Raw genomic sequence first — 13,753 nt, forward strand, 5'->3', positions numbered from 1 at the left:
CGTGCTATCATTAGAAAATCTATATGTTTCATACGGAGATGTTACGGTCGTACAGGATGTCAGCCTGGAAGTGAAAAAAGGAGAGATCGTGGGAATCGTCGGAGAGAGCGGGAGCGGAAAAAGCACCGCTCTTGCGTCCGTTCTGCGCCTGGACCCTGCTGCATCGGTTACAGGCGGGAGCATTATCTTTGAGGGAAAAGATATAACAGTCATGGAAAAGAAGGAACTGCGAACTGTCAGAGGAAATGATATCGCAATGATCTTTCAGAATGCGGCGATGTCTATGGATCCGATGAAGACGATCGGTCATCTGTTTTATGAGACTGTGTACATGCACCATCCGGAAATGAAGAAGGATGCCTGTTTTGCGCAGGCGAAAAGCCTGATGGAGCGAATGCGGCTGCAGGATACCGGAAGGATACTGAAGTCCTATCCCTTTGAAATGTCGGGGGGAATGTGTCAGAGGATCGCGATTGCTGCTGCAATGATGAACCACCCGAAACTAATCCTTGCGGATGAGCCCACCAGCGCCCTGGATGTAACGGCACAGGCGGAAGTGATCCGTCTGATGCGTCTTTTACGGGACGATTTCGGGACCTCCATGCTGATCGTAACACATAACATGGGTGTGGTCGCACAGCTGACCGATAAAGTTGCCGTGATGTATGGAGGGAGGATCGTAGAATTCGGGACAACGGCTGATGTCATGGAAAATCCGGCCCATCCGTATACACAGGCACTGCTGAGGGCAGTTCCCAGGATGGACGGAACGTTACCGAAAGGTATTGCAGGCATGCCGCCTGAGTTCGGAAAGAAAATAAAGGGCTGCGTTTTCGCCGACAGATGCTGCCGGGCCAGGGCTTCCTGCCGGGATACGATGCCCGGGATGCAAAAGTTTTCCGAAACGCATTGGACGGCCTGCAATGTGACAAAAGAGGGCGTGTGATGAATCTACTGGAAGTAAAAGGACTGAAGAAGAGCTTTGTCGAAAAGAAAACTGTTTTTCCGGCGGTGAAGGGGATTGATTTTTCAATCGCCGAGGGTGAGTGCCTGGGCCTGGTCGGGGAAAGCGGATGCGGAAAGAGCACGACTGCCAATATGATCGCCCGCCTGATACGCGAGGATGAGGGCGAGATTTATTTCAACGGAAAAAGGATGAATGCGGGAAGAAGGCTGACATGTGCCGGAAGGGATCTTCAGATGGTTTTTCAGTCGCCGAAGGATTCCTTTGATCCCAGGTATACAGTGCTTCAGTCGGTGATGATGGGGGCGGATTCCTATCACCTCTGGGGAAGAAAGGAGCTTGAAAAAAAGTCACTGGAGCTGATCGAATTTGTAGGACTGAAAACCGCGTATGCCGATGTTCCGGTTATAAATCTGAGCGGCGGCGAGTGCCAGAGGGCAGCCATTGCCCGGGCGCTGCTCTGTGATCCCAAACTCATCATTTTCGATGAGGCTACCAGTGCCCTGGATGTCTCGATACAGGCGCAGGTAATACAGCTGCTGCATCGTTTAAAGCAGGAGCGGAACGTTTCGTTCCTGTTTATCACTCATGACCTGGCATTGACTGCATCGGTCTGTGACCGCATAGCGGTGATGTATGCAGGCAGAATTGTAGAAATGGGGGCGGCAAAAGAGATTCTTAACGATCCTGCACATCCCTACACCAAACAGCTGCTGGCATCCGTGCTGCCCCTTACCGCAGGCGGTTCCTGTCAGTTTCCTTCGGTGGAACGTCTGCGTGAACCGGGATCAGCGGGATGTGAGTATTTTGAGTTCTGCAGCAGGGCGGTGAGTATATGCGGTGACGAAATGCCTGAGATCAGGAAAGATCAGGGGAGAGAAATCAGATGCCATCTGTCTGCTTTTTAGAAAGATTCCGGAGGCTTTCTGGACGTGGCTTAATCAGCAGAAAGCAGTCCGGAATACCCGCATGGATAAGACAGCGAATTTGCCTGAAACTGTTTGGCCCCAACATCATATTGTCATATGCCGCAATATTGTGAATCATTCTCCCAAGATTCTTCTTTGCCTGTGAACCTGTTGCCTGCTACAATATGTATATACAGAAGATGACAGATGATCACGCAATAGATATGAGAAGAGAAAGGAAGAATGATATTATGAAGACACTGTTCAACTATGACGGAGGCATTATGAACGCCTGCAGATCGATAATGTATGTATCTGCTGCCAACCTGCTGTTTCTCCTCTGCAGTCTGCCCATTATCACGGTGGGGGCGTCTGCGACGGCGATGTATACGGTGCTGGCGCGGTATCAGCAGCATAAGGAGCCGCTGATTCTGCATACGTTCTTCACAGCCTTCAGGGAAAACTTCAAAAAAGCCACGATTATATGGGGTGGTATGTTGCTTGTACTTGTTACGCTGGTGATCAATTTCGTGGTCCTGTATTCGTTCGATGGGACGTTCGCGACGGCCGGAAGGGTTGTGCTGAACCTGATTCTGATCATGTGGGCTGTGGCGTGGATGTATGTGTTCCCGACGATGGCGCTGTATGAGAATTCCTGCCGGGGATATCTGGAGTACGCGTTCGGGTACGCGCTTGGCAAGCTCCCGACAACGTTGGTGCTGTTTGTGGTATGGGCAGGGATGCTTTTCGGACTGCTGTTTCTGTCACAGTATCTGCCGTTGGCAGTGTTACTGCTATGCGCGTTCGGATTTTCGATTCCAGCCAATCTGACAGTGAAAACACTGCTGAAAGATATTGAAGAATAAATTGCAGCATCATACAACATTTCATCAGGGGAAACTCCCCGGCTGAAATATTGTGCCTCCGACGGATTGCAGAGCGGCTCAGATGTGGTTTGTCAGCAAGCTGACGAGCTGCCCGCAGCAAGTACGAAGAGGCGTACTTGAACTCATATTCACAGAATAGGATTGTGCGTTATGACAAAATTTAAAGACCAATTTCAAAAAAGTGGCATAAAATCCAGAATCATAAGCGCTTTTATCATTCTGGTCTTTGTGCCGTTTCTTGTATTCTCTGGCATCAGTTTTCTGGCGTTCCAAAAATATGTGATCAATAATCAGAGCAAAGCCACCGCCGACACATTGCATGTTGTCGGGACGCAGCTCTCGAATACGCTCAAGGATTGCGAGCAGCAGTCCATAGAGCTCTATTATGGAGACTATATTGAATGGATGGATCCGGCGCATGAGATGACTGTGGCGGAAAAACAGCAGATTCAGAATATGCTGGATTCCATTGCCCAGACAGATCCCACAGTCTGCACTGTCGTGCTCAAGCTGCCTGATGGCAGTATTATGTTCAGTGGGTTCTATTTGAGCCAGAAGCTGGACGATTATTCGAAAGTCGTCTCGACCGGCAATGGAAAATGCTTCTGGTTCGGCCCCGACAATACGCATTATACCAGTATCAGGGCATATGTCATGGGCCGCTCCCTGAATTCCAGGACACATAAGAATGTGGCGGAGATCTACTATTATTTCTATGAGGATGCCATCACGGACGTCTTTGAACAGCTGGACGACTCTTACCAGTGCAATTTTCTCACGGACGGGGAAGGTGCTGTATTCTATGCGTCTGACGCATCCTTCATGCCGGATTCCACCAATGTCGACCTGTCATTTCTGGAGGAAAACACTGCGCTTGGATCGCAGACGGTCCTTTTGGACGGGAGACGCTATCTCTATGTCACGCAGAAGCTGTCATCCTATGACTGGTATTGTGTCAGTCTGATCGCCCTGGACGATCTGATCCGGAGTCTTGATAAGATGCTGCTGCCGTTTTTATTGATCGTGGTCCTGTATATCCTGTTCTTGTCGGTGATGATCCGCTTCCTGCAGAAGTATATCTTCCAACCGCTGGCGATCCTTGGGGAAAATATGGATACGTATGCCGTAACCAATCGCCAGACGGTGGAGATGGAGGAGATCGGAACAGGCGAGTTTCGGAGTCTGTCGAGGCATTTTAACAATATGATCCGCCGTAACGACAGCCTGATGGAGCAGTACAAGAAGGAGACGAAGGAGAAGAACCGCCTGCAGATGACGATGATGGCCTCTCAGCTGACGCCGCATTTTATCTATAATTCCCTGAACGTGTTGAAATGGCTGGCAGTGCTGAACCATCAGGAGAAGATCCAGATGGTGACGGAGTCGCTCATCTATATTTTCATGAGTGCGACCAAGACGGAGGATGAAAATTATACGCTGGCGGATGAGATTAAGCTGGTGGAAAACTACGCTGTCATCCAGCAGGTGCGCTTCATGAATTTTGATCTGAATATCGAGGGATGTCCGGAGGCGGAGGACTGTCATATCCGGAAATTGCTGCTGCAGCCAATCGTGGAAAATGCCATTGTGCACGGAATTGAGCGAGGAAAGGTCAAAAAGACGGAGATTCTGATCCACATCTGGGTGGATGAGAATCTGCATATTGAGGTGCAGGATTTCGGCGTGGGATTTGATGTGGATGAATGGAGAGCTTCCGGCATGGTGCGGCGCAGTCATACCAATATCGGCATTAACCATGTGGAGCAGCTGATTCGGATGGAATACGGCGCGCCGTATTGTCTTGAAATCGAGAGCGAACCGGGTATGGGGACGATAGTACGATATCTGCTGCCAGTAATCCACAGCTCAAAAGCCGAATCATAAAACAGACCATGAAGCATTATAAAATACAAAATATACTATAATACTATCATACTGCTTCATCAGCAGTATGAATATCACAGCATCTGGAGGTTACACATGATACGAACAATTATCGTAGATGATGAAATCCTTTCCCGTATCGGTATCCAATCCTTCATCGACAGGAAGGAAGATATCGAGGTGGTCGGTGTATTCGGTTCCGCCGAGGAAGCTCTCGAATTCATGCAGGGGACGCCGGTGGATGTCGTTATCACGGACATCGAGATGTGTGAGATGGACGGTCTCGAATTCATCGGCCTGATTCGTCAGGAGCAGCTGGCCGACGGCATCATCATCCTGAGCTGTCACGAGAGTTTCTCCTATGCGCAGGAAGCGATCCAGAAGGGAATCAATAGCTACATGATCAAGCACAGCATCACGGAGGATGTCCTGATTCAGGAGGTCCTGAAGGTGTACCGCGAGACCAGAGGTACGTCGAAGCGCAGAACGGAGACAAGGAAATCTCCCGTCGAGGCGTCCGGCGTCCAGTCGGACAAGATCTACTCCGTCTGCACGATTAAGTGGCACAATGCCGCCGCGGAGAGTGCCGCCGGACTGACGGACCAGACGGATCAGATCATGTTTCTGCATCTGCTGGAAAATATCGCGGAGGAACACAGGCTCTATACTGTATTTGCGCCTCACGATAAAAACGTCTTTCTCATGTTTCAGCAGGACAAGACTCTCACCGAGGAGGCTCGCCAGAAAGAGCGGGAGGAGAGCCTGGATTTCATCTACTCCAGCATCCAGAATTATATCGCCGAGAAGATGGTCCTGGGCGTCAGTTCCTTCTACACAGACCTGACCGAAACCAACGCAAAATATGACGAGGCCATGTACGCTCTGAATCAGGGGTTTTACGGGGCGGACCGGGATGTCTACTATTATCATCGCTCTGCCGACGCCAAGACTCCGGATTTCTCCATGCCCACCTATAATATGCTTGAGGCGGGCTGGGAGGAAACCTTCACGGCAGAACTGGACTGCTACCTCCAGGAAGCGAAGCGGCGCAATATCCTCGCCGATCATCTGAAGACCCAGCTGGTCCACAGCATCCAGCGCATTTTGCTTCATATATTGGACTACTATGGGATTTCTGAGAGCAAAATAGCAGAGCAGGGGAATCTCCGACTCAATTCGGTGCCCATCCACCAGGCCGCTACAGCGGCACAGCTTCGAAATACCATCCAGCAGCAGATCAGCAGTTTCCAGCAGCAGCTGGACGCCGTATGGAATCACGATGATCTGGCAGAGGTATTTTGCTATATCGATGATCATCTGTGCGACCGCATCACCATCGAGGATCTGACGAGCCTCAGCTATATGAGTACGTCCACATTCTGCAAGAAATTTAAGGACCGCACCGGGCTGACACTGGTGCAATATCTGAATGTGAGGCGGATTGAGAAGGCGAAAATCTACCTCAGCAATCCGAAGTATTCCCTGGACGACGTGGCGGAGCTGACCGGATTCACAAGTACCAACTATCTGGTACGCGTGTTTAAGAGAATTACGAACCAGACCATCAGCGAGTATCGGAAGCATTTCTCAATCAGTTAAAATAACAGATAGGCAGCATGCAGAACCGTTCTTCCAGGAACGGTTCTCTTAAATTATATTCATGTTCATAAGACTATCGCAAAATTCTGTGAATCTCACTATTTTACAATCAGATATCCGTTCCTGATAAAATCGTGAATCTTGTAGAAAATTATGAATCTAATCATTTTACAATCAGATACCCCCCGATAAAACTGTGAATTTTGGAAAAAATCGTGAATATCTCATTCTCCCATTATTTAAGATTGTGAACAAACCGTGAAATAAGTTGCGTTGAATTAAATAGAATTTAGTCATAAAATGAGTACAACAAATAAAGAAAGAGTTCTACAAGTAATGAAAAGGAGGAGAACTATGAACTTAAAAAAAATCACAAGTATCGTGGCAGCATCGGTTCTCGCTGCAACATCTGTATTTGGTATGACCGCATGTGGCAACAGTCCCGAAAAGACATCAGAATCCGCAGACGCAAACACAGAGGATTCTTCATCAGAATCCGCAGACGCCGACACAGACCTGAGCGGTGACCTGACCCTATGGTACAACACCTATCAGTATGCAGACGAGCTGGATGCCCTGATCGCCAAATTCAACGAGCAGTATCCGAACGTCAACATAACCTACGAGATCAAGAACGACAACGACTACACCAGCGTTGTTAAGACAGCTTTCCAGGCCGGTACCGGTCCTGACCTGCTCTGGACACACGGAAACAAAGACACACTGATGCCTGACCTGGCAGCCAACGATTGCCTGATGGATATGACAGATGCAGTAGATTTCAGCTTCTGCGAAGGCAGCGCGATGGATATCTGTACAGTAGATGATGGTATTTATTCTATTCCATGGCTGACACTCGATACCAGAACCTGTTATTACAACATCGACCTCTTCGAAGAGAACGGCTGGGAAGTGCCTACTACAGTAAGTGAGCTCGAAGCACTCTGCAAGGAGATCAAGGAGACCACAGATATCATTCCTCTGTCCCAGGCATTATCCGCCTGGTATCTTGAGTTCATCTACGAGCCAATGCTCGCAGCTTATGACCCGGAATACTCCGCAAAACTCGCAGATTACAGCGTATCTGTAACAGACGAGCCTGCCAAAGAGACGCTCCAGATGCTCGTTGACTGGGCAGACGCCGGTTACTTCGGCGATGACTGGACAGGTGTTCAGACTGAGGATGCTATGGTTCTCGCTTTCGCAAGCGGAACATGTGCAATGATGATCACCGGTTCGTGGGATAACTCCATCATCAAGGACAACAATCCAGACCTGAATTTTGGTGCTGTTACAATCGGAAATGACGAAAGCGGTCCTGTAGGGCTCGTAGGGACCTACTCCACAGGCTTCTCGATCAACAAAGACACCGGGAACCCAGATGCAGCCATCGCATTCGCGAACTTCTGCGCATCCAAAGACGCTCAGGAGATCTGGATTCAGCAGAGTGAAGCAGTATCCGGTTCCCCAGACATCGACTCAACAAACGAGATCGCCAAAGAGATGGTAGAAACCAGCAACGGCGAAGTATACGAAGCATGGCAGAGTGTTCTTTCTGCACATTCTGAAGACGCTATCGCAACTACAGTATTCATCGACAATCTGACTAAGGTATTTACCCATGAAATTACCGTGGATGAGTACATGGATATGATTGGCGCCGAGATGGAAGCGAACTAATAAGCGAGCATCGCACCTGTCAGGGAACTCTGGCAGGTGCCAATTTGAAAATGGAGGGATGTTATATGAAGAAAAACAGGAACTACCTGCTATTCGTAACACCCGGATTGATTCTGTATACGATATTCGCCGTAATCCCGGTATTCTATGTTATTTTCCTGTCTTTTACAGACTGGTCCGGACTGGGCGAGATCAATTTTGTAGGAATCAAGAACTTTGTTACGTTATTTACTGACAGCAGATTTGCCCCTACGTTTTTTAACGCCATAAAAAACAATATTAAATACCTGATCATTGTATGGGCGATCATCACACCATACCAATATCTAATCGCATTTTTACTCTACATAAAAGTACCTTGCAGAAAATTCATTCAGTTCATGATTTTCATGCCATTCGTTATCAGTTCCACCATAGTCGCTTTCTTCGGCATGCTGATTTTCAACCCGAACTTTGGCGCGGCCAACAGCATCCTGAAAGCGCTGGGCATGGCGACTAACAGTTGGTTCGGCAATCCGGAGATTGCATTTTTCCTGCTGGTACTGATCATCATCTGGGCGAGTTCAGGACCTGGAATCATGATCCTGTATTCCAATTTCCTGAATGTATCTGCAGATGTCATCGAAGCATCCCGCATCGATGGCTGCACGACCTGGCAGATGTTCTTCCGCATACTGTTCCCGATGTCCCTGCCGTCCTGCGCGTCCGTCATCACGATGAGTACCATCTGGGCACTCGGTATCTTCGATCTTCCATTCATGCTGACCAGCGGCACCGGAGGTGTCAACGGCACACTCGACTTCGCAAACATGGTATTTTACCGCTATACCTTCGGAAGTGGCCTGAGTGGAAAATCTGATATGGGATTTGGCGCTTCGATCTGTATTGTTGTATTTGTGTTCCTGCTTGCAGTTACCTTTGTACTGAACAGGACTCTGGCTAAGTTTGATTACGAGAACTAGAAAGGAGGAGCCGTGAGAAAAAAGAATAAAGATAGTGTATCCGGCAGCAGGCAGGTATACTCGACAAAGGAAAAAGTCGTCCGTGGCATGATCTCCGCAATCCTGTGCTGCTACTGTATGATTACGGTAGTTGTCATTCTGATCACGGTCATGGATTCGTTCAAGACCAAGATCGATATCGTGACGAACCTGACGGGTCTTCCTACCAAGCTCACATTAGATAATTATATTTCATTTATCAAGACAGGCAATTTCTCCTTATACTTTAGAAACAGCCTGATCCTCACCGTCATCGGAACAGCGGGATGTATCTTCCTCTCCATGATGGTGGCTTACGGTATCGCAAGATACAAATTCAAGGGAAGAGAGCTTTTGGCCAGCTACACCCTGATCGGCTCCATGGTTCCGATCCAGGTCATGATTCTGCCGATCCTTCTCATTCTGAGAAATGTCGGCCTGACCGACTCACTGGTGGGCGTCCTGCTGATTTACTTCTCCATGATCTCGATGTCATGTCTGGTCTTCCAGAAGTTTTTCATGACGATCCCGGCGGCGCTCGAAGAGTCCGCGAGACTCGACGGCTGCTCCGATTTCCGTGTGTTTGTGCAGATCATTCTTCCGATCAGTAAGCCGGTCCTGTTCACCGAGACCCTGATCATGGCAATCCAGTTCTGGAATGATTTCTATATCCCGATGCTCTTCCTGAATGGGCAGAAGACGACCACCCTGACACTGGCAATCTACCGTTACCTGACACAGTTCACGACATACATGGGCGAATCCATGGCGGCTGTAGTAATCACACTCCTGCCGATCGTCATTCTGTATTTCCTCTTCTCCTCACAGATCGTTGAGGGTCTCACCGGAGGCGCTGTGAAGGGGTAAGGGTTACGGATCGGTAGGATTTTCCTACTACAAAATATAGAGACATGAGGTATATCAATGAGAGTATGTAATTTAAGATGTGAGTCCATGACCAATCCCCTCGGTATCTCGATCACATCCCCGCGGCTCACCTGGAACCTGACATCCGACAGACGCAGCGTCTGGCAGCAGTCCTTCCTCGTGACAGTCTGGGAAGAGGTATTGGACAATGGCACTCTGAGACGAGAGCAGATTTTTTCCAGCGGTGAGATCGTAAGCCGTGATACCGCGCTGGTCCTTCCCGAGGAGCTGATCCGCAGCCGCAGCCGATACGACTGGACGGTACAGGTGACAGACAACTACGGCGAGACCGCACTTAGCCAGGAAAATGCCTGGTTCGAGATGGGACTGCTGCAGGAGAAGGACTGGTCCGCGAGATGGATCGAGCCACGGCAGCATCCGGTCTATAGAGAAGAAATCCCCACAGAGGAATATATCGCAGATCTGCAGACTTTCGATGAAGGAAGACGCAGATGGATCGTCGATGAGAGCGGGGATGTCCCGGCCGAAGAGACCACGGCACAATCCCACGAGATCCGCGAAGACATTCTGTATCCCTGCCCCATGCTGCGCAGATGTTTTACCATCTCCGGCGAGGTCGTTCGGGCGAGGATGTACGCTACGGCCCATGGCATCTATGCTGCCGAGCTGAACGGACAGAGAGTCGGAGACCTCATGCTGGCGCCGGAATCCTCCTCCTACTTCGATTACCTGCAGGTGCAGACCTATGATCTGCAGGACCTGATCAGGGAAGGGGAAAATACCATCGGCATCACACTGGCAGACGGCTGGTGGGCCGGCAGGCTGGGGTGTACCGGAGAATCCGTCCGGTACGGAGACACCCTGGGACTGTTATTACAGATTGAACTTTATTTCGCGGACGGACATATCGAGACCATCGGCTCAGACGCAGGCTTCGTCTCCACCCTGGAGGGTCCCCGCAGATACGCGGATCTGAGTATAGGAGAAAAATACGACGCGAACTGTATCCTCGCCGGATGGTCTGAGTCCGGCTACGACGACAGCGGCTGGACGGCGGTGATGGAGAAGTCCTACGACCTCTCCAATCTGAGAGGGCAGAACGCGCAGCCGATGCGCTATCTGGAGGAGCGGCCGCTGGCAGAGAGCTATGTATCTTTGCAGGGCGACCTGATCCTGGATTTTGGACAGCTGATGGCGGGCACCGCGGCCATGCATCTCACCGGTGAGCCGGGGAGTGTCGTAGTACTCCGTTATTTCCAGGTGACTGACAGAGAAGGCAACTACTACTATGAGACCATGGGCGAGAATTCCCAGATGACCGATACGGTGATCTTGGACCAAAATGGTCAGGCCGATTACGATCCACTCTTTACCCTGCATGGCTTTCGATACATCGCAATCACGACAGAGCGGGGCGCAGTGACTGCGACCCAGTGCCATGCCAGACTCCTGGCGTCAGATATCGATGTGACCGCCCGAATTGTCACATCGAACCCGAAGCTGAACAAACTGCAGGAAAATATCGAATGGACGATCCGTTCCAACATGCTTTCCATCCCGACGGACAACCCCGACAGAGAGCGCTCCGGCTGGACCGGAGATGTGCAGATGGTCGGACCCGCGATCTGCTATAACGTCGATGCGCAGGCGATACTGAGACGCTGGCTTGTGTATTGCAGACATGAGCAGGGCGCAGGCGGCGAGATTCCGGCAATCATCCCGAACTGGCGGATCGCAAATTCGATCGCGACAGACTCCACGGCCGGCTGGGGCGATGTGGTGATCCACCTGCCCTGGCATCTCTACCGGAAATACGGCGACATCCGCATCCTGAAAGAGAATTATACGATGATGCAAAGATGGCTCGATCTCGAGAAGAGCAGAGCGGCCGATGCCAATCCGCCGTGGATCGGGGAAATCACCCCCAAGCGGGCCGAAGACCTGCAGTATCTCTGGAACGCTGACTGGAATTTCGGAGACTGGATGACACCGAGCGCCAGCGTCGACGAGAAGACCGGCGAGGTCCGGATCGGTGCGATGTGCCTCTGCTGGCTGATGGGTACTTATTATTTTGCCTACTCGACCGTACTGCTGGAGCAGATTGCAACCCTGCTTCAGCAGGAAGAGGACGCAGCCATGTACCATGCACTCTATGAGAAAATCAGGCAGGCAGCGATTCACGAATTTTATGACACCGGCAAAATCTATGAATCCAGATACGTAGGTGCCCAGATTCTGGCTCTGCACATGGGATTTTACCGGGAGGGCGGGAAGGACCGCCTCATGCGGCGGATTCTGGAACAACTGGAGGAGAAAGGGATGAACACCGGATTTTCCTCCTCCCTCGTACTGCCGCAGCAGCTTTGTGAGAATGGCAATATTGAAAAAATGTATGACTTCCTGCTGAATGAGAACAAACCATCCTGGCTATATGAGGTGGATCAGGGTGCCACAGGCGTGTGGGAATCTATGGAAGGACTCCAGCCGAACGGCGATATCGCGATGTGTTCCTTCATTCAGCCGGCATATTGCTCGATCGGTAACTGGATGATGGAAGGTATGGCCGGCATCAGTGCTGCACAGCCGGGCTTCACCACCATACGGATCCATCCGAATTACACAGACAGACTGGATTATGTAGAGGCTTCCTATCGGTCCGAGCAGGGCGAGATTGCCTGCCGCTGGGATCACACAGGAGCGACGCGGGATCTGAAAATCCGGATTCCGGCGAACACGACCGCGGAGGTGTTTTTAGAGGGCGCTTCCATCGATACAACGAAAGCAGACAACGAAGATGTGAATGCTCTGAACGGTCTCGCGCAGATCCACGAAAAGCAGAATGGTCTTTTGCTGGTGCTCGGTTCCGGTGAGTATGCATTTTCCTGGGACGTAACGGTGCAGTGAGGAGAGACAGAGGATGAACATATGAAAATATTATCATTTGGGTCGATGAACGTCGACAAAGTATATCAGGTAGAGCATTTTGTACGGATGGGTGAGACGATTCACGCGACCGGATTCCAGCAAAATGTGGGCGGCAAAGGACTGAACCAGTCGGTGGCAGCTTCCCGTGCCGGAGCCACCGTGTTCCATGCAGGCGCGGTCGGAACAGACGGAGCGATCCTGACGGAGACGCTCGCGGACGCGGGTATCGACATCTCTTCCATACTGACCCTGCCGGGCCAGAGCGGCCACGCGATCATACAGGTAGATCCCAAAGGACATAACTGCATCATCGTATTTGGCGGAACCAATCGGGAGCTGACTGAAGGTTACGTGGACGAAGTGCTGCGGGCCCACGGAGAGGCAGGCGACATCGTCCTCCTGCAGAACGAGACGAACCTGATTCCTTACATCATCAGAAACGCGCAGGCAGCAGGTCTTAAGGTGGCTTTCAATCCTTCCCCGATCCCATCGGATCTGGACGGACTGCCCCTCGAATGCGTGGACTATTTTATCGTGAATGAAGTGGAAGGCGCAGCTATTGCCGGTATGGAGGAGCCCTCTGATTACAACGCGGTGCTGCAGATCTTGTCCGAAAAATATCCTTCCTCTGTCATCGTACTGACCCTCGGGTCCGCCGGCGTCCTGTGCAGGGGCGGGGGCAAGACCTATCAGCACGACATCTACCCGGTGCGGGCGGTAGATACCACGGCAGCAGGCGATACCTTCTGCGGGTATTTTCTCGCAGGGATCTGCGGGGGCAGGGACATCGCTAAATGCCTGGAAGAAGCGTCAGCCGCATCGGCGATAGCGGTGTCGAGACCGGGGGCGGCGCCGTCGATTCCGATGGCGGAAGAAGTAAGAGCGTTTATTCGGAAATTTTTGCGATAGCGAAACCAGTATAAAATTGTTTTGACCTGTATTAAAATCTTAATATTTCATCCGGGATCAGATCACTCCACTATATGGCTGGTCCGGATAAAAGAAAAGGAGAAGAACCGCCGGGCATGTGGTGCGGCA

10 protein-coding genes are annotated in these 13,753 nt (G+C 50.7%); all 10 read left to right on the forward strand.

Features of this window, described 5'->3' with window-relative positions; translation table 11 throughout:
* Position 1 precedes the first annotated feature (1 nt).
* Positions 2-946, forward strand: coding sequence for an ABC transporter ATP-binding protein (locus NQ502_RS15845; RefSeq protein WP_028527419.1), 945 nt, complete (start codon positions 2-4; stop codon positions 944-946).
* Entirely contained in the window at positions 946-1,872 is a 927-nt protein-coding gene (locus tag NQ502_RS15850) for an ABC transporter ATP-binding protein (RefSeq protein ID WP_028527418.1), read from the forward strand. The genes NQ502_RS15845 and NQ502_RS15850 overlap by 1 nt, the downstream gene beginning before the upstream one ends.
* A 251-nt stretch (positions 1,873-2,123) precedes the next feature.
* Positions 2,124-2,738, forward strand: coding sequence for a YesL family protein (locus tag NQ502_RS15855; protein ID WP_028527417.1), 615 nt, complete (start codon positions 2,124-2,126; stop codon positions 2,736-2,738).
* A gap of 171 nt (positions 2,739-2,909) precedes the next feature.
* The gene (locus tag NQ502_RS15860; protein ID WP_028527416.1) at positions 2,910-4,643 is read left to right on the forward strand and encodes a sensor histidine kinase; all 1,734 of its coding nucleotides are present in this window, start codon (positions 2,910-2,912) and stop codon (positions 4,641-4,643) included.
* Between the two features lie 96 nt (positions 4,644-4,739).
* The gene (locus tag NQ502_RS15865) at positions 4,740-6,242 is read left to right on the forward strand and encodes a response regulator transcription factor (RefSeq protein WP_028527415.1); all 1,503 of its coding nucleotides are present in this window, start codon (positions 4,740-4,742) and stop codon (positions 6,240-6,242) included.
* A gap of 354 nt (positions 6,243-6,596) precedes the next feature.
* Positions 6,597-7,922, forward strand: a complete 1,326-nt coding sequence (locus NQ502_RS15870) for an ABC transporter substrate-binding protein (RefSeq protein ID WP_028527414.1) — start codon at positions 6,597-6,599, stop codon at positions 7,920-7,922.
* Between the two features lie 65 nt (positions 7,923-7,987).
* A complete protein-coding gene (locus tag NQ502_RS15875) occupies positions 7,988-8,884 on the forward strand; it encodes a carbohydrate ABC transporter permease (RefSeq protein WP_028527413.1) in 897 nt (298 codons plus the stop codon).
* A gap of 12 nt (positions 8,885-8,896) precedes the next feature.
* A complete protein-coding gene (locus NQ502_RS15880; protein ID WP_028527412.1) occupies positions 8,897-9,769 on the forward strand; it encodes a carbohydrate ABC transporter permease in 873 nt (290 codons plus the stop codon).
* Positions 9,770-9,826: 57 nt separating this feature from the next.
* Positions 9,827-12,694: a family 78 glycoside hydrolase catalytic domain gene (locus NQ502_RS15885; protein ID WP_028527411.1), complete on the forward strand. Its 2,868-nt coding sequence runs from the start codon at positions 9,827-9,829 to the stop codon at positions 12,692-12,694.
* Positions 12,695-12,715: 21 nt separating this feature from the next.
* Positions 12,716-13,624 (forward strand): ribokinase, encoded by a 909-nt coding sequence (locus tag NQ502_RS15890; RefSeq protein WP_028527410.1) that lies wholly within the window; start codon positions 12,716-12,718, stop codon positions 13,622-13,624.
* Positions 13,625-13,753 lie beyond the last annotated feature (129 nt).

Source organism: Ruminococcus gauvreauii (genome assembly GCF_025151995.1).
GTDB classification, from domain to species: Bacteria; Bacillota; Clostridia; order Lachnospirales; family Lachnospiraceae; genus Ruminococcus_G; species Ruminococcus_G gauvreauii.

Bases quoted from the DNA above. Each gene is read 5' to 3' on its own strand.
- NQ502_RS15850 (WP_028527418.1), top strand. From the start codon at position 946: ATGAATCTACTGGAAGTAAAAGGACTGAAGAAGAGCTTTGTCGAAAAG.
- NQ502_RS15855 (WP_028527417.1), top strand. From the start codon at position 2,124: ATGAAGACACTGTTCAACTATGACGGAGGCATTATGAACGCCTGCAGA.
- NQ502_RS15860 (WP_028527416.1), top strand. From the start codon at position 2,910: ATGACAAAATTTAAAGACCAATTTCAAAAAAGTGGCATAAAATCCAGA.
- NQ502_RS15865 (WP_028527415.1), top strand. From the start codon at position 4,740: ATGATACGAACAATTATCGTAGATGATGAAATCCTTTCCCGTATCGGT.
- NQ502_RS15870 (WP_028527414.1), top strand. From the start codon at position 6,597: ATGAACTTAAAAAAAATCACAAGTATCGTGGCAGCATCGGTTCTCGCT.
- NQ502_RS15875 (WP_028527413.1), top strand. From the start codon at position 7,988: ATGAAGAAAAACAGGAACTACCTGCTATTCGTAACACCCGGATTGATT.
- NQ502_RS15885 (WP_028527411.1), top strand. From the start codon at position 9,827: ATGAGAGTATGTAATTTAAGATGTGAGTCCATGACCAATCCCCTCGGT.
- NQ502_RS15890 (WP_028527410.1), top strand. From the start codon at position 12,716: ATGAAAATATTATCATTTGGGTCGATGAACGTCGACAAAGTATATCAG.